The organism is Saccharibacillus sacchari DSM 19268, from assembly GCF_000585395.1.
GTDB lineage: Bacteria > Bacillota > Bacilli > Paenibacillales > Paenibacillaceae > Saccharibacillus > Saccharibacillus sacchari.
Genome location: NZ_KK073875.1, coordinates 1,680,823 through 1,701,898, shown reverse-complemented (window position 1 = coordinate 1,701,898; position 21,076 = coordinate 1,680,823). Strand labels below are relative to the sequence as shown.

Genomic DNA, 21,076 nt, shown 5'->3' with positions numbered 1-21,076 from the left:
GAGCCGAGCCGAGCCGAGCCGAGCCGAGCCGAGCCGCGTAAATGTTTGTTGTTTTCCGGTTTCGGCCGCGCAGCGACGTCGAATCTATTTCCCGGGTTCGGTGTTGTGTAGGGCGTGTAAGCAAACTCGGGCGATGTGTATCTCGTCCTGCCGGAAGCCCCAGGCTTCCGACATTATCCTGCAAAAAAGCCGCTCCCCGCAAGGGAGCGGCTTCCCGCGGCGTAATTCCGCTGAGGCGGTCGTTCGAGGCGAACGGCGGGTAAACCCGAACGACTGCCCCGCTCGAACAATCCGCCCAACTGCTTCCAATTCCCGAGCAAGCTCCCTTCAAGGCGAGCTTCGCGGCTTCCTTCCGTCAGTCCCGATCCATTATGGAGCGGACAAACATCCATATCGCGAACAAAGCGACCACGATGGAAGTGACCAGAGCGGTTGTGCTTACGGCTTGCGAAGCGTCGGATTGTTCGACCGAGATCGCGTACAGCGCCCAAGCGAACACGAGCGGATATACGCCGTCACGGAAGCGGAAGCCGATGATAAAGGCCAGCAAAGCCGCCACGATCACCATAACGATCGCCCAGCCTGCATCTCCGAGACCGAAAGTGCCGAAGTCGTGTTTGGCGAACAAAGCCGAGATGTTGACGATCGTCGCGACGCTGATCCAGCCCAGATACATACTGAACGGGACTTTGACGAACAGGATGTCCAGCACTTCAAGCCGTTCGTTATCCAAACGCGTCCGCAGATAGATGAGGATCAGCGTGACGAGGAACAGCAGCATGACGACGACGGACAGTTCGACCAACAAGTAATGCCAGCAGAACAGCCAAGCCATGTTCAGCACGCAGGTGACGGCGAACAGCGGTCCCGGCGCGGCGGCGGAAGCTCGACCTTTGCGTTCGGCGACGAACGCGTAAATGATGAAGCCGAGCAGCAGCACGTAAATGACGGACCAGATCGAGAAAGCAAATCCTGCCGGAGTCAGCAGGTTTTTGTACATGTCCGAGATCTCCCGGGTGTCGCGGCCGGCCAGTGGCAGCGTGGTGGCGAGCGCGTTCACGACAATCACGGCGACGAAAAGAATTGCGTTTAACCATTTGTACGGATTTTTCGAGGTCGATGACAAGGAAAACATCCCCTTTCGAGTGTGGTCATAAGTTCGGAAATCGCAAAAGCCATCCGTCAAATCACGAAATGACCGACAGGTCATTTCCGTCTCCCTCCCTTTTACCCCGAATTGCGCAGTATGTACCCGCATTCGCGAATTTTTCGATTGCCGAAGGTGAAAAGCGATGGCATAATCGGGACAAGCAAGCTGCTGTTCCATTTGGAACCTCATATCTATATCCGTACATACCGACCGTTTTTGCTTCGATCCATCCATTATTCATCTTCTGAAATAAAGGTGAAATAGGGATAATGAGACGCCGTGAATCAAGGCAATACCGATCCGCCGAAACACGAAAAGCGATACGAGACTCGTCTTCGTCGGAGCAAGCGGCACGACGAAGCGCGAACCGACAAGGAGCTGACGCAGACATGGATACGAGCGAAGCGATACACCCCGACCGGGTAGGACCGATCATCGTACAGGAAGCCTGGGGGACGATCGGAAAAGCATTGGCGCTGGAGCATATGAACGGCGTGTACGTATGCAGGGGAGAGCGGGCGTCGTTGGCTTTTGTTTTTTTGAGTGAGAAGATGTTTCGCATGAAGCTGTTCATGGGCAAAGAAGTCAACCTGTCCTCTACGATCGCCGTACTGCCTCGCGACAACGAGTTGCTCGAAGCGACCGTGGAAGAGACCGATTCGGCATGGAAGCTGAGCAGCGGCAAATTGGTACTGGAAATCGAAAAGAAGTCGTCCGCCTTGTCGGTATTCGATCTGGAGGAACGGCTGGTCGCGCGGCAGAACAATATCAGTTGGAACCCGCGCGGAGCCATTCACTCGGTATACGATATGCCGGGCGATTCCCATTTTTACGGACTTGGCGAAAAAGCCAGCTTCCTCGATAAACGCGGCGAGCGCTACACCATGTGGAACACCGACGTGTATGCGCCGCATATGCCGGAAATTGAAGCGCTGTACGAGTCGATTCCGCTGCTGATCCATATGCACGGCAGCTCGTCGTACGGCATTTTCCTCGACAATCCGGGCCGCACCGACTTCGATATGCGCTCGCACGGCATCGCGTATACGATCGGCTGCTCGACGGGCGACTACGATATCTATTTCGTGTACGGGCCGGATCTGAAGGAAGTCGTGCGCGATTATACCGGACTGACCGGACGCATCGCGCTGCCGCCGAAGTGGGCGCTCGGCTACCACCAGTCGCGCTACAGCTACATGGATCAAAGCGAGGTGCTGAATCTGGCGCGGACATTCCGGGAAAAAGAAATTCCGTGCGACGTCATCTATCTCGATATCCACTATATGGACGAATACCGGGTGTTCACGTTTGATCCGGTGCGTTTCCCCGATCCCGAAGCGATGATGTCGGAGCTGAAAGCGCTGGGGATTCGCATCGTGCCGATCGTCGATCCCGGCGTGAAAAAAGATCCCAAGTATGCCGTGTATCGCGAAGGCGTGGAAAACAAGCATTTCAGCCGCAAGCTCGAAGGCGATATTTTCTTGGGCGACGTATGGCCGGGCACGAGCGCCTTCCCCGATTTTACCGATGACACGGCTTCCGAATGGTGGGGCAATCTGCACAAATACTATACGGACCTCGGCATCCACGGCATCTGGAACGACATGAACGAGCCGGCGGTGTTCAACAATTCCAAAACGATGGATCTCGACGTCATGCACGGCAACAACGGCAATCCGAAGACGCACGAAGAGCTGCACAATCTGTACGGCATGTTGATGTCGAAGGCGACGTACGAAGGGTTGAAAAGGAACATGGACGGACAGCGGCCTTTCGTGTTGACGCGGGCCGGGTACTCCGGCATTCAGCGTTACGCGGCCGTCTGGACGGGCGACAACCGCAGCTTCTGGGAACATATGGCGCTCGCGATGCCGATGGTGCTCAATATGGGGCTGTCGGGGTTGGCCTTTTCCGGACCGGATATCGGAGGCTTCGCGCATCATACGTCGGCCGAGCTGCTGGTGCGCTGGACGCAGATGGGCGTGTTGTTCCCGTATTGCCGCAACCACTCGTCGATCGGCACGCTGCGGCAGGAGCCGTGGTCGTTCGGGCCGGAGATCGAAGGCATTTTGCGCGAATATATCGGTCTGCGTTATCGCTGGATGCCCCATCTTTACAATCTGTTTCATGAAGCGTCCGAGAACGGATTGCCGCCGATGCGTCCGTTGATTCTGGAATATCCGGACGATCCGAACGTGACCAATCTGTGCGACCAGTTTCTGGTGGGCAGCGACGTGCTGGCGGCACCGATCTATCGGCCGGATACCGAGCATCGCGCCGTGTATCTGCCGGAAGGCGAATGGATCGATTATTGGACGGGCGAGATCATTCAGGGCGGACGGCATATTTTGGCTCACGCTCCGCTCAGTATCATGCCGTTGTACATCAAATCCGGCGCGGTCATCGCGGAGGGGGCGACGAAGCTGTATGCGGACGATCGGACGGACGAGACGCTGACGCTGCGCGTGTACGGAGCAAAGGCGAGACCGGATTTTAAAACAAGCTACAGTCTGTACGAAGACGACGGCTCAAGCTTCGACTATGTCAGCGGTGTTTCTTCGTTGATCGAATTCGAGCTGCGCGGCGCGGAAGACGAGCTGGAGCTGAGTTACCGTTACGAGCGTCGGGGCTATGCGGCGAACCGCAATCTGCTGCGTTTTGCCTTGGTATGCACGTCGTTCAAGCCATCGGAGATCGAAGGACTAACCGAACTGACGGAGGACGAAGCGGATCACGGGCAGGAAGGTTGGTACATCGACACGCAGACCGGCGGATTGACGATTCAGGTGCAGGATATGAGTCAAGGGGCCGTTTTCAAACTCAAGGGGTAAAATCCGGCTGCGATCGTTCGGAAAACAAGTCGGGAACTTGCCGGCTTGTTTTTTGGCGTTTGGGCCTCAAGCGTTTAGAATGAAAGAAATCGTTATACATAGGCAAGAAAGATACGTACAGGTTTGAACATGGGCGAAGCGCCCGTTGCAAATGCGAAGCGGAGGTCGGACGAGAGATGTGGAGAATCATAGAAGCTTACGATCAGATCAACGCCTGGATCAGAGCCAGCCAAGGACAGTTCATCGAGCTGGATAACGGCGAATCGTATCGGTTTATGCGAAAAAGAACGTTTAACGGCCAAGAGTTGGAGGCGTTCGAACAAGAATCGGGGATCGAGCTTCCGGCTGAATATAAGCGTTTCCTGATCGGGGTCGGCGGAGTGGAATTGTTCGTGGGTCCTTTGACTGCTGGGATTGAAGTGTTGGGACCGGATGAAGTTCAAGCCTTCTCGAGTCAGGTCTTCGAGGGTTACGGCAAAGATTTGTACCCCGAGCTGCTGCTGGGCATTTCGATTCCGAAGCTGGGGCACTTCGGCGGATTCCGGCCGGGCAGCGAGCGGGATGAGCGCTTCGGCGTGTTTTACCCGGAGGTGCCTCCGGAGCTGTGGATCGAAGAATGCGAATTCGGGGCTTTTGACGACTGGGTGGCGAACTTGGTAGAGAGCCGGGGGCGGACGATTTGACCGCGAATACGCGTCGAGGGAAGGCGGGCCCGAAGCAATCAGGCCCTGCCGCGAACCTTCGTTGAAGAAAAACGTCTACTTATGAATCAGGAAATGCAGGAACAATACGGCTACGCCCAGTTTAAAACGTTTCTCGGCCGCGACTTTGCGTCCGGCGAGGAAACGTTCGACATCCGAGGGTTCAAGCCCGCTTTGCAGCGCGATCATTTCGGCGGTAAAGCCGTACTCTTGTTGGAGATTTCCGATAAGGGCCAGCACTCTCGCCTCCGGAAGAATCTGAGGCGTATTGATTCCCATACCCAAAAAAGCAATCAGTCCTAGCCCGGAAAAGCGCTGTTCGGCATCCAAATGTTCAAGATCGGTAACGCCTTCCAGATAAGCCTCCAGATCCGCGCGCCCGATACCCGTCAGGCGCTCCAGCGCGTCATACGTGATTTTATACGTCTCCAAAGCGCTGCGAAGCAGTTCGCGATCCGTCACCGCCTCGGCGGGAAGCGGTTCTTCGTCGAATTCGATGCTGCCTTTATGATTTTCAGTCATGCCAAGCACCTCCTCGGCATCCATTATACACATCAGAGCGGAAGTGAAAAAAGCTGAGCGTTATCGCTCAACTCAGACTTTCGACAAAAGAGGTTTAGAGCCGGTGCTCTAAACCTCTTTTATCTAGGATTCTACTTTTTGAGTCGATAGATTTGGAAAAATGGCTCTTTTTTATGTGATTGGTTCACGCTGCCACGTCCAATTTGCGAGCTTTTTTAGATTGATGGCAGCAAACATGAACCTGAACATGGACCGCCTTCAGCGTAGCGTGACAGGCGAATTCTTTGCCCTGTTCTGCGGTATCCGTTTAGATCGAGGCTTTTTTTTTGGTCCATTAGCACTTCAAAGACAATCTCCATCGACAAAGCCGTGCAATCCGGCATGGGAATAGCTTGGTAAAAGCGTATTTTTCGCTCCACAAATGTCGCAACACAAACTTTACTTTTTCCACAGCTAGATAAGACTGTATCCAATCCCCAAAACTCTCGCGGTTTCGAACATCTTTAGGACTCTGATGAATCGGCTGTCTAAGCGCAAAACGTCTTTGTTAAAGCCACCCCGATTCTTACTTATCCAAGTGTCGCATACTGAGAGTTTATCTTTTATTGTAATTTCATTATCAAAAATATATATTTATGAAACATACCCATATATAATGAAATACATGAATAGGTAAATCGCTTGAATCAACCTCTAAATATGCGCAATATGAATATGCTTAAATCCCCTCTTAAAGTTATCATTTACAATTAAATCATAATCCCAAAATATGTCCATGTAGCTATCGTATAATCTAAAAAAATGAAGGAAGGCGAAGTTGTTTGGAGTTGGATTACAAGAGTAATAAAGGGTTTCGCTTATTAAACATATACGAGTTGCTCCATAAAGGAGAAATGGTTGAGAAAAAGAGTTTGGCTGAACGATATGGCGTAACTCAAAAGACCATTCAACGTGACATCGATGAATTGAGGGAATATTTAGCCGATACGCGTTTCTCAAAAAAAGAGCAATTTATCGTATACGATCGAACGAGATTTGGCTATTACCTTTCTCAAGTCGAACGTGAATGGATTACCAATGAAGAAGTTTTAGCCATATGCAAAATTCTGCTTGAGAGCAGAGCCTTCTGTAAAGAGGAGCTAGATTCGCTAGTTCGGAAGTTATTGGCACAGGTGACATCAAAAGATCGCGAATTTGTTGGATCAATGATCCGAAATGAGCAATTTTATTACGTGCCTTTGAAGCATGGAAAAAGATTGCTCGGTACCATATGGGAGTTATCGCAACTCCTTACCAAAAATGAAGTGCTTCAGATTTCTTATATTCGTCAAGACCTAGTAGAACGAGAGCACAAGATCAAGCCTATTGCGATCATGTTTTCGGAATACTATTTCTACTTGGTGACTTTTATGGCGGATGATCGTTATGATTTCCCTACTATATTTCGTATTGACCGAATTACAAGTTTCAAAAGCTTAAAAACGAAATTTAACATCCCTTACCGAGATAGATTTAATGACGGAGAGTTTCGCAAACGGGTGCAATTCATGTATGCCGGGGAACTGCGCAGAGTCAAATTTAAATTTATTGGAGCCTCTATTGAAGCTGTATTGGATCGGCTACCAACAGCTGAGATTTTATCACAGGATGAAGAAGGCTATATCGTGTCGGCTGAAGTCTATGGAACGGGCATAGAGATATGGTTGAGAGGTCAAGGAGCCAATGTGAAAAAACTAAATTCATGATTAGGAGGAGTGCGGAGTGAGTAAAAGCTTTTCAGTTCAATCGGGAGAGTTCTTTGATCCTAAGTCGGATGAGCCTGTAATGCTGAGCTTATTTAAGCAGTATGAGAGCATTATTATTGAAAGCTTAGTGACATCTTTTGGGCTTGATTTTCTGGTGAAGGATCGACACGGTGGAGATGTGGATACGGTTTTGAATGTACGGAAAATAGACAAAGACGAGCAAATGACCTACAAAAACAACAAGCACAAGGAAGCGTACGCTAATCAAGAACCATATCACTCGCATACTTATCATAGCGACAAGCGCTACATAAGCAAAAATCGCGAGATTCGTCAGAAAAAAGATGCAGGTACATTGTTCGATGCTTATACGGGAGAGAAGATTGCGCGTAATGAAAAAAGTGACTTAGATCATGTGATTTCGGCAAAAGAAGTAAATGATGACCGTGGTCGAGTGTTGGCGGGTCTTAAAGGAACAGATTTGGCAAATTCGCCAGAAAACTTGGAAGCCACAAACCCGCGTACAAATCGAACTAAAAAAGCAGATACTATGGACACTTTCACTGAGAAGTATGGGGATGAATATTCAGATTCTCAAAAAGAAAACATGTTGCAGAAAGACAAAAAGGCAAGAGAAGCTTATGAGAAAAAAATAGCCAAAGCGTATTATACAAGTTCGAACTTTATGACCGATACAGCCCTTGCAGCAGGTAAAGTGGGCGCAAAAATGGGTCTTAGACAAGTTCTTGGATTTATCTTTACCGAAATATGGTTTGCCGTGAAGGAAGAATTCAAAAGCACGGATGAGCGATTTGATCTCAGTAATATGTTCAAAAAAATCAGTAATGGGATCAAGCGTGGTTTTGAGAATGCACGAGTAAAGTATAAAGACCTGTTAGAAACCTTTTTGGATGGTGCTCTAGCCGGCATGCTCTCTAGTCTGATGACCACGTTGTGCAACATCTTTTTTACAACAGCTAAAAATGCAGTCAAAATTATCAGACAAACCTATATGTCGATCATCAAGGCAGCCAAAGTTCTGTTTGTTAATCCTGACCATTTACCTTTTGGAGAGCTGATGAGTGCAGTCTCCAAACATCTGGCTATAGGAGCGAGTATTGTTGTAGGTAGCTTGGTAAGCGAAGCCGTAGGCACTACTCCGATCTGTGCAGTGCCCGTGGTGGGAGAGATCGTTCAAACGTTTTGCGGGGTTTTGGTTACAGGCATTATGAGTTGTACACTTCTGTACTTTTTTGATCATAATGAAGTCGTTAAGCAGTTGATCGCTAAGCTAAATAAATTGCACACGACTAGCGACGAAGTGAACTACTTTATTCAACAAGCGGCGTACTTTGATCAATATGCGGCTGAACTTATGAAAATTGATCTTGCAACGTTTCGCGAAGAAACTGAAGTCTATGATGCTTTTGCTATTCAAATCGAAACGGTACAAGACGAAAACGAACTAAATGTCTTGCTAAAAAACATAACCAATCAATTGGGGATCAAACTTCCCTGGACAGGTGAATTTAATCATTTTATGAGTGATCGAGATTCCGTATTGGTGTTTGAATAATGTTTGCTTGCGACGGTTGCGGAGCATGTTGCAAGAACTTGGACAAGTCGCCTATTTATGAGGATTTGAACAGAGGAGATGGTGTGTGCAAATATCTGATTGACAATCAATGCAGCGTTTATGAAAATCGTCCTCTTTTATGTCGAGTGGATGAGAGTTATGAAGCTTTCTTTAAGCAAATCTACAGTCTTGAGGAGTACTACGAGCTGAATTATACCATGTGTGCTAAATTGAAAATATAAGGGGACGAGATTATGCCATTACCAGTTATTATCGGTGCAGCGGCTTTGGTTGCAGGTGCGTTAGGTGTAGGTACAGGAGTTCGCGGTGCTGTGAAAATGAAAGAAGCAAACGATACAATGAAGCAAGCTGATTCAACGCATAACAAGAACCTCGAGCGTTTTAAGCAACAAAGTAAAATGACAAGTAACGATATGGACAAGTTGGGCAAAAAAGAATTAGAGGTTCTTAAGAGTTTTAACAGTTTTACAGATGTTTTTGAAAAAATTCAAAAGAAACCTCAATTCAAAACGTACGATAAAGAAGGCGTGAAAATTCCCGAATACAATGCTGAAGAATTAAAACAAGTATCCATTGGAGCAGGAATTCTGCTAGGAGGAATCGGAGGCGCAGCAGCCGGAACTGCTGGCGGATTTGCGGCGGCCGGTGCGACAACAGCCGCTGTTATGGCAATTGGTACGGCATCGACAGGCACGGCTATTGCATCTTTAAGCGGAATTGCCGCGACTAATGCCACTCTAGCGGCTTTGGGGGGAGGCGCTATTGCGGCTGGAGGCGGCGGTATTGCTTTGGGAACGACGATTCTGGGTGCAGCTACATTGGGCGTTGGATTGCTTGTGGGCGGAATTATTTTTAACGTAACAGGTTCTTCGCTTTCGAATAAGGCAGATGAAGCATGGAGCCAAGTTTTAAAAGCAGAAGGTCAAATCAACTCTATTTGCGCATACATGAAAGAATTAAGTACGATCTCCAATCGCTTTTATGTCGCTATTTCAAGAGTGAATCGAGTGTATAGGGAACATTTGGATCAGCTACGTTCTATCGTCGAAGTTTCAAACAAAACGGATTGGAACGAGTTTACGGCAGAAGAAAAGTTGATAACCGAAAACACGGCTTTGCTTGTAAACCTTCTGTTTAATATGGGCAAAGTTCAACTTGTGTTGGTATCGAACGATGAAACTGTGCCGAACAGCGTAAATACGGAAGTTGTAAATAAAACGATCTCTGATTCTAAAAAGTTTTTGAAGGAGCGTAGGCTTGCTAATGTTTTTGAATAAGAGAGTCCTCGTTGGGGAGTTTGAGCGTTGAATTAGTTATTAGAGTGAATAATGTAAAAGTTGAATGGGATTGTTAAAATAAAAAGTAAAGCTAAGGAAATTAAACGAAATGTATTTGCATTATATCTAGTAGCTTGACCAATCTCAATCAGAGTTTTACGTTCGTCTAAGACTTCTTACACGGGTCAGATACGAAATCCCAGGTGAGCGTAATCTTTTATTTAACTTGGTCAAGCTACTGACTTATCGCGATCTTAGAGTGCATGGCACGCTAAGCTTTTTGCGATTCTGGTTGTTGCCTATGAGTTCAGCCCGATTGATTTTATGCTGGACTTCATTCCAATTCTGGGATATCTGGATGACATCATTCTCGTTCCGATTTGTATTGTACTTGCACTCAAAATGATTCCAGCCCCTGTAATCAAAGATTGCCGTGCACAAGCGGAAACGATCAGTAAGAACGGTGAACCGAAAAATTGAATCGTTGGCACGTTGTTTATTGAGATTTTGATTTTATTAGCCGTCTTTTTGTGGAATTATGATGCGATGTATTTTGTGGGAGTAATTGCGGACCCGGCGCAAATGACCGAAGTTGACTTCGAATGCTGGATCAACGCCGCTTACTTTTATATGATTGCCGATTTTGTCGTAGCCGTCACACTGGCAGAAACGGATATTGCGCAACAAGTGGCAGATAAATGTATCGCGAGCGGAGAGGAACTGTGTGTCAGCGGGATGGAGTTGTTATTACTGGCTGCTGGGCAGTCGCAAAGAAAACGAGTTGGAAGCCGACAAACTGGACGCTTTATTGCAACGAGTGTAGCAAACCATCCACGCTGCATCGGAACGTGCTAAATATTCGAGGGCTAATTTGGGTGTATACGGTAGTCGTTTCTTATATGCCTCTGCATGAACGTGCTACCCGAACCGTCGAAGCAATGTTTCCCGTTGGAGTGGGACAAGGAACGTCCAAAAGCAAAGTACTACAAACCTCAGCAAACATGCGTACAGCTGTAGAGAGAACCCGATTAGGCTTCAAGCGGAAGCATGTAAGGTGTTAAGCGTGTACGGAGGATGTAAAAAGCCGAGCGTTATCGCTCAGATCAGACTGTCGACAAAAGAGATTTAGAGCCGGTGCTCTAAATCTCTTTTGTCTCGGATTCTGCTTTTTAAGCCGATAAATTTTGAAAATCGGCTCTTTTCTATGCGATTGGTTCAGGCTGCCACGTTCAATTTGCGAGCTTTTTTGGATTCATGGCATCAAACATAAGCATCGTTTACATGAACAATTTTTAAGTCCTCTTAGGATTATCCAACGCAAACCATGTTTTTCTTTCGCAGCGTCAAAGACATGCTCAATCGTTTCTTTGCATTTGCTATAGATGGATTTCACGTCCCGTCGGTGCCTACGCTAGTTGGATTTTTCCACGAAGCTTTCCCAAATATGGCGAGTTACGACCTTCTGTTTGGTTTGGCCAGCTGTACACAAGGTCAGCAACGAGCAGTCGCTACAGATCGCTTTTGTGGATTTATATTCTCGGTATCCTCCCCTGTTGGTCGTCGCATGCGTCAGAATCTTCCCCGCCGAATAGAGATAGCAGTCATAGTATTCATCATGTACATAGTCACTTTTTTTGAAAAACCGGCTTTCGTCTTTGGACGCGTATATGGAAGAGAGACAGGATATCCTGGTTAAGCAGATACTTTGTAAGAGCCGGTGTTTTCAGGCAGCGTCTACGGCGACGACTTAACTCGTAGATAAAAGAAAAGTCGATAGCTGCTTCCACTTTCCGCACCAGATGCCCGCTCGGGAAAAGCTTGTCCAAGGCCACAAGTTCCAATTGCGTAGCCCGTGTAAGGATTGTTTGGCTAATATGAATCCTCACCCTATGTCGATTATGTTTTTATTTCAAACAAAAAAGGCTGTCGGCACACTTCGATTCATTGAGCTTTTCGACAGTCTGAGCTGAATTCTATCGCTCAGCTTTTCGGAATCACCGGAATCCATAGCTCATTGCGTTCTTCCTCAGGCGGAAGATAGGCTTCCACCGCGGGCAGATTCGCCAACTCGTAAGGCGAAGACGGCAACCATTCGGTGTAAAGTCTTTTCCAGGCTTCCTGAAGACCGTTCGGCGAACCCGGCACGCTGAATACGGCCCAAAGCGCTTCGGGAAAAACCAGCTCGGCCATGCCTTCCGGCAGCGGCGCGTCCGAGGCCATCGCGAAGTGGTAGTCGAAGGTCTCGGCTTGGCCCCATTTTCCTTCGGCCAGCACGCCCAAAATTCCTGGAATCGGCGCGTCGAAGCGTCCGATTTCGAATAACCTTCCGAACAAACCTTCTTTTGCGGCTTCGGACCAGCGAAGCGGGATTTGCTCAAAAGCTCGCTCCGTATCCACCGTCAACGCCTCGCCCACCGTTCGAAACTCGCCTGCTTTTTCTATCCGATAATTCATTTCCGCAGCTCCTTTTAATATGAATTGAAAGGTGATCCGGGGATAGGCTTTGAGCGTCGTTCCGATGCTTCGGGCTTGGGTCGGCGTCGTGCCGTGCAGCTGCTGGAAGGCTCGGGCGAACGCTTCGGGCGATTCGTAACCGAACTTGAGCGCGATGTCGACGACTTTGGACCGGCTGTGTTGCAGCTCGAAGGCAGCCAGCGTGAGCCTTCTTCGACGGATGTACTCCGACAACGGAATATCCGTCACGAAGGCGAACATCCGTTGAAAATGCTGCGCGGGGCAGCAAGCTTTCTTCGCGGCCTCCGCATAAGAAATCTCTTCCGTCAAACGGGACTCGATATAGTCGAGTGCCGCATTCATTCGCGTCATCCATTCCATGACAAAAAGCTCCTTCGCCCACCCGCTGCAAGCAGGCTTGATTATGATCATGAATCCCCGTTCCCTTTCACATGCAGTCTATCGGGATAGATCGGGGAATGCCTTGCAGAAAAAGCGCGGATCGTGCAAGGTCTTTTGCGTACGGCCTGCTTGTCGTTTCTTTTATCGTGATGCCGGCCTTTAGTTCCGTCAAGCCTTTTGGCCCGCTTGCTGACGCTTGCTCGCACAGACATTGCGTAACCGGTCGAAAAATTGCCGGATATCGTTTAGAATGGGGAGAAGGGCAATTTTGGCTTGTTGGATTATAGGCTCGAAAAAAGCGGACAAGACGGGGGACAATCATGAATCAACCGCTTTATGGGATATGGCTGGGAGACGTCTTCTTCTGCTTTTCCGGCGAAACGTCGGAGCCGAAGGTAGACGCCTGGACCCGGCAGGTGAGAAAACTGGATATTCGCGGTCATAAGCCGCTTAGGCAGGCGGCGCTGCGATTGGCCGAGCTGCGTTGGCCGGGAGCTTCGTCGCGTCGCGGGCGCGGGAGAGGCTTCGGAGGCCGTACGTTGGAAGGATTGGCTTTGCCCGCTTCGGAAGCTTTTATGCTTTTGGCGGATCTGAACGAGCAGCAGTTTGCCGCGCAGGGCTTTGCGCCCGGGGCGGAGATGCGTTACTGGAGCGCGGCAGTGAGCTTCGCCCGCGAGTTGTTGGCGGCGGGCTGCTTTGCCCCGGGAGCCGATCCGGCGGCACGGGTAAGCGCGCGCCGGGCATCCGAGCTAACGTTCACGGGCACATGGAAGCCGCTGCTGGAACGACCGGAGGATCGGGAACGATTCTCCGCGATGGCCGCCGCGATGCCGCCTGTCGGCTTGACGGCGCCGGGAGCGGTCTCGGCGGAAGAAGAGTCGCCTCCGTTGGGGAGAGCGCGCGAGCTGGTGCTGCATTCGTTCCTGTCGGCAATGATCGACGGGCAGATGCGAATGATGCTGGGCACGATGCGCAGCGCGCTGCCGCAGATGCGACTGCCTTACCGCCGCGGTTATTCGCCGCTGGCTTCGCTATGGTGGAACAGTCTGATCGACCCGCAGCGCGAAACCAAAGTGCAGGGCGGAGCAGAGGATATCGAAGAGCTGTCCGAACAGATCGGGATATTGGGCGGAGCGGTGCCCGAGAGTGCCGAGCCCGGGGAAGCGGCAAGTTCGCAGCTTCGTCTGGGATTGCGATTGGAACCGCGAATTTCCGATCCGGACAGTGCGCAAGAAGATCGATGGCGCCTGGCTTTCCGTGCCGAAGACGAAGTGGAGACGGGTGCTTCGCTGCCGGCTTCCGAGATTTGGCGGCTGCAAAGCGATGAGCTGGTGCTTCGGGGTCGCCATTACGCGGAACCCAAGCGTCAGCTGCTGATGCTGCTCGGACGCGCGGCGCAGCAAGCGCCTCAGCTTCAAGCAGCGCTTCGCCGGCCTCACCCGGAAGAAGCCTGGTTGGGCGCGCAGGAGATGTTCGAATTTCTGATGTCCGGCGTATCGGCTCTGCGCGCATCCGGCGTTCGGATCGAAATGCCTTCGCGCTTCACCAAGCGCGGCCGTCGGACGGCGGGAGTGAAGCTCAAGGCCAGGTTGGAACCGAGCCGAAGCGGAGAAGGCGAAGCGGCGCTGGGCATCAAGCAATTGGTGGAATTCGATCTGGAAGCGACGATCGGCGATGCGTCGATCGGTCTGGACGAGCTGCGCCGGATTGCCGAAGACGGCGTGCCGCTGGTATTCCTGAACGGAGAGTGGATCGAAGTCGACGTGAAGGAAGTGCGTCAAGTGCTGCGCATGCTCAAAAAACAGACCGTGCACGAGATGACTTTCGGCGAGTTGCTCAAGTTGTCTGCGTCCGAGGAGGATACGATCTGGAACGGCATCGGCGTTTCGGGAATCGAAACTTACGGACTTCTGTATGATCTGCTGCGAGGCGGGGGGCGGACCGGTTCGCAGCATTCGGTACCTGACGCGCTCAACGGCACGCTGCGGCCTTATCAGGAGCGCGGCTACCGTTGGCTCTCCTCGATGCGCGAGATGGGCTTCGGGGCCTGTCTGGCCGATGATATGGGTCTGGGCAAGACGGTGCAGGTGATTGCCTGTCTGCTCGATCATCCATCGCCGGGCCCGAAGCTGATTGTCTGCCCGACTTCGCTGCTCGGCAACTGGCAGCGGGAGATTCAGCGCTTTGCGCCGAACTTCACCATGCATGTACACCACGGCACCCAGCGGTTGCGCGGCGAAGCGTTCGAGCGCTGCGTTCGCGAGCACGATATCATTTTGACCACGTATCCGTTGATCGGACGCGACGTCGAAGAATTCCGCGGCATCGTCTGGACATCGGTGGTACTCGACGAAGCGCAGTCGATCAAGAACTATGGGACGAAGCAGGCACAGAATGTGATGAAGCTGAATTCGCCGCACCGGATCGCGGTAACGGGAACTCCGGTCGAGAATCGTCTCGCCGAGCTGTGGTCCATTTTCCAATTCATGAATCCGGGTTATCTGGGTTCTGCCGCTTCGTTCCGCAGACGTTTCGGCGCCAATGCGCCGCAGATTTCCGAAGAGAGCGACAAGCTGCGGACGATGGTGGCGCCGTTCATGCTCAGACGCTTGAAAAGCGACCCGGATATCCGCAAAGATCTGCCGGAGAAAATCGAGTTGAAGTCGTATTGCGAATTGACGATCGAGCAGGCGGGCATGTACCAATCCGTGGTCGGCGAGCTGATGAACAAGGTGGAAAGCCGCGAAGCTTCAAGCCGTACCGTTCGTCAGGGCATCGTATTGTCGGCACTCACGCGGCTCAAGCAGATCTGCGACCATCCTGCGTTGATTCGGGAGCATACGGGCGGCTTCAAAGCCGAAAAGTCGGGCAAACTGATGCAGTTGGTCGAGCTGCTTGATCGGATTCGGGAAAACGGGGAATCGGTGCTGATCTTCACTCAGTACGTGCGAATGGGCAAATTGTTGGCCGAGGAGTTGAATCGACGGTACGGCGAAGAGCCGATGTTCCTGCACGGGGCCGTCAAAAAAGAAGAACGGGATCGCATGATTTCAAGCTTCCAGGAGGGCGAAGGCGCGAACGCGTTTATCTTGTCGCTGAAAGCGGGCGGACTCGGACTTAATTTGACGCGCGCGAACCATGTCGTGCATTTTGACCGTTGGTGGAACCCGGCCGTCGAAAATCAGGCAACGGACCGCGTGTTCCGAATCGGGCAGAAACGCGGGGTGCAGGTGCACAAGCTGATCTGCCAAGGAACGCTTGAAGAACGAATCGACGAGATGATCGAAAATAAAAGAACGCTGGCCGAGCGCGTCACGGGAACCGGAGAACGCTGGTTGACGGAGATGTCCAACGAAGAGCTGCGTACGCTTGTGTCTTTGCAAGGCGAACAGATTCAGTAAGCGCCGCATAGGCGTCCGGGGGCATAGACGGCAGAAATGACGGATGCGCGCCCGGCGAAGAGGGGTTATATAGAGATGAACAGCCTGCACGTAGTACAATTAGAGGCGAAACCCGGATTGCTGATCGCCGTGATCGAGGAAGGCCGGGATTCTCGCCAAGTCGAGATTCCGCTGCATGCCGCCACGGCGAAGCAGCGGGCGGAGTGGCAGCGCTTGGCCGGGCGCTCGGCAGTCGGCCTGTATGACCTGCTCGGCCAATGCGGCGAGCAGATCATACGGCTTGCCGGCCGATCCGGAGGCAAGCGAAAGCCTGCTTCTGCCGAAGCCGGGTCGTCTCGTCTTGCGGCAGCATCCCGTGACCGCGATCCGGATGCCGAGGACGGGGCGGCCGGCATTCACGTTGCCGTGGAGACGAACGACGCCGGACTGCCGTTCGTCCGAACGGAGCTTCCGTTCGACGGCGGCGATGCCGCCTGGGAGCTGGCCGCCGCGGAAGCGGGCGGCGGCCCGGAAGTGCCGGCCGCCCTTCAAGCGGCGGCCGAAGCAGCCCGAACGCGTCTGGCGTTCGGGCTGACGCTCGCCGGCATCGATCCCGGCGAGCTGGTTAACGCGGCCCTGGCCGCGTGGGGCGACGGCTGGGCAGTCGCCCCGGACGAGGCGCCGAAGGCCGCGCCCCGCGCCGCCTCCGAAGGCGGCGGCCGGGAGATCGCCGAGTGGATCGCCTCGGCGGCGGAGAAGGGCGTGCTGCACGAGCACGGCCGATTGCCGGAAGCGCCCGAATCCGGCAGGGAAGCGGCCTCGCAGGAGCTTTGCGACCTGTCGCTGCTGCCGGACGAGGCTCCGGCACAGGCTGTGCTTGCGGAGCTGCGCCGGGCAATGCGGGCGCGCATAGGGAAGCAGAATTAAATGAGACGAGACCAGAAACAGCGGAGCAGAGCAAGACAGCAGGGAGGAACCAACATGACTACACATAAGATGTCCAGGTGGGTAGCCGTTGCAATGGGAACGGCACTGGCAGCCGGATTGCTCAGCGCTTGCGGAGATGCGGGAGCAACGAATAAGCCGGACCGGGAAGCGCAGCAGCCGTCCGGCGAACAAGCCAATGCGCAAGAGACGAGTAAGCCGAGCCCGTTTGCGGCGGATTCGCTTCAGGCTACGCTTGAACAAAAGGACGGCAAGGATGTAATCACCAATTCAACTTCGATGCGCGTCGTCGTGAATAAACAGCGTTATTTGCCGGACGGCTACGAGCCTTCCGATCTGGTCATTCCGGACGTGCCGTTTTCGTACGGGGACGCGGAAGCGCAGGAGAAGAGCCATCTGCGCAAAGAAGCCGCAGAAGCGCTGGAGCAGTTGTTTGAAGGAGCGAAGGCAGCGAATATCGAACTGTATGCCGTATCCGGCTACCGTTCGTATGCGCGTCAAAAGAACATTTACGACCGCAATGTTTCGATCAAGGGCGAAGAAGAAGCGGCCAAAGTCAGCGCTTTTCCCGGCACGAGCGAGCATCAGACGGGACTTGCGATGGACGTGTCCGCGCTCAGCGTAAACAACGATCTGGAACAAACCTTCGGCGATACGGAGGAAGGCCGTTGGCTGGCTGACCATGCCCAAGATTACGGCTTCATCGTGCATTATCTCAAAGGCAAAGAAGAGCAGACCGGTTATTCGTACGAGCCTTGGCATATCCGTTACGTGGGCAAAGAACTGGCCGAAGCCGTGCATGCCAGCGGATTGTCGTTGGAAGAGTATCTCGACGAGAGCAACCTGAACAGCGGCAAGTGAGTTGCAATGGTTCTTGGGACGAACGAGACTTTCCGGGCAGGAACGGATTTTCGATATTAAAAAATGACCTTGATCTCCATGCTTGCATGGTTTTCGAGGTCATTTTCCGTTTGATCGATAAATAGAAACTGAGGCAAAGTTGGGTTCGAAGGCACTTGGAAAAGGTTCTTTTTACTTTCCCGATCGTTCGTCCTCGTCGCTCAGGGACAGCACTTCGCTGCGCAGCGCCAGCATTTTGTGGTCCAGTTCTCCGGCGGCTCCGGCGGCAGAAGCGAGCTCTTGTTCCAGATGCTCCGGCACTCTGCGGTCGTATTTGTAAAGCAGGATATGCTCCAGGCTGGCCCAGAAGTCCATGGCCAATGTCCGCATCTGCACTTCGACGCGAACCCGGAACTCTGCGCCCCCCAATATGATAGGAACGGATACGAGCACGTGAAGGCTGCGATAACCGTTAGACTTCGGCTCCATAATATAATCGCGAATCCATAGAATATGCAGCTCCGGACTTTGCCAGATTCGTTCAAGCAGCAGATAGACATCCGTTACGAAAGGAAACACGATGCGCATGCCTGCAATATCGTGCACCTGGTCGGCCATCTGTTCAGCGTCCGCGTCCGCGCCAAGGCGTTCCAACTTGTTCAAGATGCTGGACGGTTCCTTGATGCGCGTCTTGATATGTTCGATCGGGCTAAAGCCTTCCGCGCTTTTCCATTCCTGGCGAATGCTTTCGATTTCGTCTTGAAGCTTCCGAAGAGCGTGCTGGTAAAGCAAGGGAGGCTGCACCCATTCTCCATCGGGAAACAAACTCCCGTCTTCGGGATCGCAAGCGGCCAGAAGCAGGGCTTCGCGCTCGGCTTTGTCCGGTGAATCCTGATGCGAAAAAGGTTCTGTTCGTACATCGCGTCGTGTCGAGTCTGGTTGCGTTTTGCCTGACATGGAAGATGTTAAATCGTTAAGCGGTTTATGCAAGTTGATCTACTCCTGAAATGGTGTCGGATTGTGGGAACGGCGCATCTATTGTAAACTGACAAGCATAGGGCACTGCATGGCCTAAATAGGCTGAAGGCCGGAAAGACCGTGCGCTTTTGAACATTCGGCATTCCACTGCGAATACCTGCCTTATTCATGTAACCGAATAAGCGGGGGAACGAATCCGCAATCGCGAGTATGACGATGGGAGCGTGCGACGTCGGCCATTCCGGCCGTGGAGAGCCGCAAGAGGCCGGGATAGAGGAGGAGACAAATTTGAATTTTTTGCAGCGGATCAGGGACGGGGCCGGACGGGCTTCCGAACGTGCCCAGAGCGCGGTGGAGATCGGCAAACTGAACAGCCATATCTCGGACATTCAGCGTGAGATCGAAGTGCATTATTTGCGCATGGGGCAGGTCTTTTACGAAAATTATAGCAAACGAAATACAGCACCTGCGGAAGAAGAGATTTTGGAATTGTGCACCGCCTGCGATCTGTTGACCGAGGAGATTGCAGAACTGCGGTCGCGGATTGCGGATCTGCGTAACGAACAACTGTGCGAATGCGGAGCGCGTCTGGATGCCGAGGCCGTATCCTGCCCTCATTGCGGACGGCAATGGGGAAGCGCCGCGGAAGAACCCCTGCCTGATGCAGCCGGTACGGCAGATACACCGGGGGGGCATGTAGAACTGCGCAAAGCTTCCGATGAACCTCGTGTCGAAGCGGAAGCTGTTCACGATCTGGTTGAAGATCCGGATTTTGAACTCGAAGAGGATCGCGAGGCTGAACCGTTCTACGATCCAGCCCATGATGCAGAAGAGGTTAAGACCTATCGCTCCGATGATGCAGGCGCTGACAGCGGGTATGCTTATCACGCAAATGCAGAGGCCTATTCGGAGGAACCGGCGCAAGAGCGCGTGCCGGCTGCGCAATCGTTCGGCGAAGAGGACGAAGATGAGCAGTTTGAAACGAAGCGCTTCGAACTGGGCCAGGCCGATGAACCGGATTCGTATATGTCGACTCCAGAGGATCGAGCCGGCGGCTACGAAGAGGCTGAGGAAACACGTGAACAACGCGAAGAGCGTCAGCGTCGCGAACTGCGCGAAATTCGCATCCGCGAGCGTCGTAAAATGAACGAAGATCGCGAGCGTGCAGATTCGGTCGAGGCCGATACGCGACCAGGCCCGGATTCTCATGAAGAAAATCCAGAGCCGACTGTTGATCCCGAGCATGAGCGGCGCCAGCGCGAGCGGGAGGAACGCGAAAAGGAGCGCCAGGACGAACTGGATCGCCTGATCGCTTCCTGGGATCGCGGAGTTGACCGACAAGATGATGATGAACGAATCGTCCGTCGTCCCGTCGGCGAAGTCGTGCGCTGCCAGGTCTGCGGAAGCGGGCTGCCGAAAGGCTCCAAATGGTGTCCCCACTGCGCGTCGGAACAGATTTAATCGAATTGGATAGGTTCGGAATCGGCGTTACTGCCTTGTCAAACTTCTGCCGCATGGGTAGAAGTTTGACGTTTTGACGTCTGTTTTCTGATTTTTGCAACGTTTTGCAAGATGATACGTATGGACAGGTATAGATGTGAAAAATGTTTCAAAGTCGGTGTGAAAGCTCAGTTCGGAAAGGATGAAGGATTATGGAATGTATCGTACATTTTGAAATTATGCACGGAGACGAGCCCAAGCAGCTCAGAGGCTTGATCATAGTCGGCAAAGGCGAAGAACCCGGCGAAGAAAAGTTCGTGCAGATGTTTGCCCGAATGGGATACAAGGTACGTTTGGACGACCCTGCGCAGCTGGTCTTCAAACCCCTTGACCCGTCCGCCGATTACCGCTGGATTCGGATCCGCGAAGTGGACTCGGGCCAAGAGAAGACGAAAGACGATCATGATTTGAATTCGATCGTAGCCAATCTTCTTCCGGATCGCAACAGACCTATCTAATACCTTGTCAATTCTTAATCAGAGGTCATGTTTGACTGAAATGCACACGTTTTAGGTGCGTTTCAGTCGAACATAGCCTTACTTTTAGCGTTGACAAGGTACTAGCGTGGATCTCCTCCTTCGTATTTAGGAAGGAGGAGATCCACGCGGGAACCCTTCACGCTTCAAGAAGGGTTCCCAACGCTAAGTCGTCAGGCCGCTCTTCTTTTAATATTGAGCGGCAGATCAAACTGCCATTCACTCACCGCTTCCCGGCGACCTGCTCTCGCTCTAAACCAAAAATAACAACATATATC

Annotated in this window: 17 protein-coding genes and 1 pseudogene; 13 read left to right on the top strand and 5 right to left on the bottom strand. The window is 52.1% G+C overall.

The window, feature by feature from the left end:
• Nucleotides 1-355: 355 nt before the first annotated feature.
• Nucleotides 356-1,126 (bottom strand): TspO/MBR family protein, encoded by a 771-nt coding sequence (locus tag SACSAC_RS07315; protein WP_051506944.1) that lies wholly within the window; start codon nucleotides 1,124-1,126, stop codon nucleotides 356-358.
• A 413-nt stretch (nucleotides 1,127-1,539) separates the two neighbouring features.
• Between SACSAC_RS07315 and SACSAC_RS07310 the strand changes: the two genes are divergently transcribed.
• A complete protein-coding gene (locus SACSAC_RS07310; RefSeq protein WP_037284989.1) occupies nucleotides 1,540-3,981 on the top strand; it encodes a glycoside hydrolase family 31 protein in 2,442 nt (813 codons plus the stop codon).
• Nucleotides 3,982-4,157: 176 nt separating this feature from the next.
• Nucleotides 4,158-4,664, top strand: coding sequence for an SMI1/KNR4 family protein (locus tag SACSAC_RS07305; RefSeq protein ID WP_037284987.1), 507 nt, complete (start codon nucleotides 4,158-4,160; stop codon nucleotides 4,662-4,664).
• Between the two features lie 75 nt (nucleotides 4,665-4,739).
• On the opposite strand, the gene SACSAC_RS26900 is transcribed toward SACSAC_RS07305, so the two are convergent.
• A complete protein-coding gene (locus SACSAC_RS26900; RefSeq protein ID WP_051506943.1) occupies nucleotides 4,740-5,204 on the bottom strand; it encodes an HTH domain-containing protein in 465 nt (154 codons plus the stop codon).
• 821 nt (nucleotides 5,205-6,025) lie between these two features.
• Between SACSAC_RS26900 and SACSAC_RS07295 the strand changes: the two genes are divergently transcribed.
• The 6 genes from SACSAC_RS07295 (at nucleotide 6,026) to SACSAC_RS28380 (ending at nucleotide 10,678) form a co-directional block, all read left to right on the top strand.
• Nucleotides 6,026-6,949, top strand: a complete 924-nt coding sequence (locus tag SACSAC_RS07295) for a helix-turn-helix transcriptional regulator (RefSeq protein ID WP_051506942.1) — start codon at nucleotides 6,026-6,028, stop codon at nucleotides 6,947-6,949.
• A gap of 16 nt (nucleotides 6,950-6,965) precedes the next feature.
• The gene (locus tag SACSAC_RS07290) at nucleotides 6,966-8,525 is read left to right on the top strand and encodes a hypothetical protein (protein ID WP_037284985.1); all 1,560 of its coding nucleotides are present in this window, start codon (nucleotides 6,966-6,968) and stop codon (nucleotides 8,523-8,525) included.
• The gene (locus SACSAC_RS28745; RefSeq protein WP_084777954.1) at nucleotides 8,525-8,767 is read left to right on the top strand and encodes a YkgJ family cysteine cluster protein; all 243 of its coding nucleotides are present in this window, start codon (nucleotides 8,525-8,527) and stop codon (nucleotides 8,765-8,767) included. The genes SACSAC_RS07290 and SACSAC_RS28745 overlap by 1 nt, the downstream gene beginning before the upstream one ends.
• A gap of 12 nt (nucleotides 8,768-8,779) precedes the next feature.
• Nucleotides 8,780-9,823, top strand: coding sequence for a hypothetical protein (locus SACSAC_RS07285; protein ID WP_037284983.1), 1,044 nt, complete (start codon nucleotides 8,780-8,782; stop codon nucleotides 9,821-9,823).
• A 285-nt stretch (nucleotides 9,824-10,108) separates the two neighbouring features.
• Nucleotides 10,109-10,303, top strand: a complete 195-nt coding sequence (locus tag SACSAC_RS27530) for a DUF1232 domain-containing protein (protein ID WP_156951119.1) — start codon at nucleotides 10,109-10,111, stop codon at nucleotides 10,301-10,303.
• A gap of 12 nt (nucleotides 10,304-10,315) precedes the next feature.
• A complete protein-coding gene (locus SACSAC_RS28380) occupies nucleotides 10,316-10,678 on the top strand; it encodes a hypothetical protein (protein ID WP_245608599.1) in 363 nt (120 codons plus the stop codon).
• A gap of 397 nt (nucleotides 10,679-11,075) precedes the next feature.
• Here SACSAC_RS28380 and SACSAC_RS28740 read toward each other — a convergent pair.
• Both SACSAC_RS28740 and SACSAC_RS07275 read right to left on the bottom strand, forming a co-directional pair.
• Nucleotides 11,076-11,219 (bottom strand): annotated as a pseudogene (locus SACSAC_RS28740) (hypothetical protein); the annotation flags it as partial.
• Nucleotides 11,220-11,803: 584 nt separating this feature from the next.
• Nucleotides 11,804-12,658 (bottom strand): AraC family transcriptional regulator, encoded by an 855-nt coding sequence (locus SACSAC_RS07275; RefSeq protein ID WP_037284981.1) that lies wholly within the window; start codon nucleotides 12,656-12,658, stop codon nucleotides 11,804-11,806.
• A 341-nt stretch (nucleotides 12,659-12,999) separates the two neighbouring features.
• Here SACSAC_RS07275 and SACSAC_RS07270 point away from each other — a divergent pair, with 341 nt between their 5' ends.
• The 3 genes from SACSAC_RS07270 to SACSAC_RS07260 all read left to right on the top strand — a co-directional run bounded on the left by SACSAC_RS07270 (nucleotide 13,000) and on the right by SACSAC_RS07260 (nucleotide 17,865).
• Entirely contained in the window at nucleotides 13,000-16,080 is a 3,081-nt protein-coding gene (locus SACSAC_RS07270) for a DEAD/DEAH box helicase (protein WP_037284979.1), read from the top strand.
• Between the two features lie 75 nt (nucleotides 16,081-16,155).
• Nucleotides 16,156-16,986, top strand: coding sequence for a hypothetical protein (locus tag SACSAC_RS07265; RefSeq protein WP_037284977.1), 831 nt, complete (start codon nucleotides 16,156-16,158; stop codon nucleotides 16,984-16,986).
• A gap of 54 nt (nucleotides 16,987-17,040) precedes the next feature.
• Nucleotides 17,041-17,865 (top strand): M15 family metallopeptidase, encoded by an 825-nt coding sequence (locus SACSAC_RS07260; RefSeq protein WP_037284975.1) that lies wholly within the window; start codon nucleotides 17,041-17,043, stop codon nucleotides 17,863-17,865.
• Nucleotides 17,866-18,036: 171 nt separating this feature from the next.
• Here the strand turns inward: SACSAC_RS07260 and SACSAC_RS07255 are convergent, their stop codons facing one another.
• Nucleotides 18,037-18,834 carry a GTP pyrophosphokinase gene (locus SACSAC_RS07255; RefSeq protein ID WP_245608598.1) on the bottom strand — a complete coding sequence of 266 codons (798 nt, stop codon included), beginning with the start codon at nucleotides 18,832-18,834 and terminating at the stop codon, nucleotides 18,037-18,039.
• Nucleotides 18,835-19,110: 276 nt separating this feature from the next.
• Here SACSAC_RS07255 and SACSAC_RS26890 point away from each other — a divergent pair, with 276 nt between their 5' ends.
• Together SACSAC_RS26890 and SACSAC_RS07245 are read left to right on the top strand one after the other, a co-directional pair.
• The gene (locus tag SACSAC_RS26890) at nucleotides 19,111-20,283 is read left to right on the top strand and encodes a hypothetical protein (RefSeq protein ID WP_051506940.1); all 1,173 of its coding nucleotides are present in this window, start codon (nucleotides 19,111-19,113) and stop codon (nucleotides 20,281-20,283) included.
• Between the two features lie 191 nt (nucleotides 20,284-20,474).
• Nucleotides 20,475-20,780, top strand: a complete 306-nt coding sequence (locus tag SACSAC_RS07245) for a hypothetical protein (protein WP_037284973.1) — start codon at nucleotides 20,475-20,477, stop codon at nucleotides 20,778-20,780.
• Nucleotides 20,781-21,076: the final 296 nt, after the last annotated feature.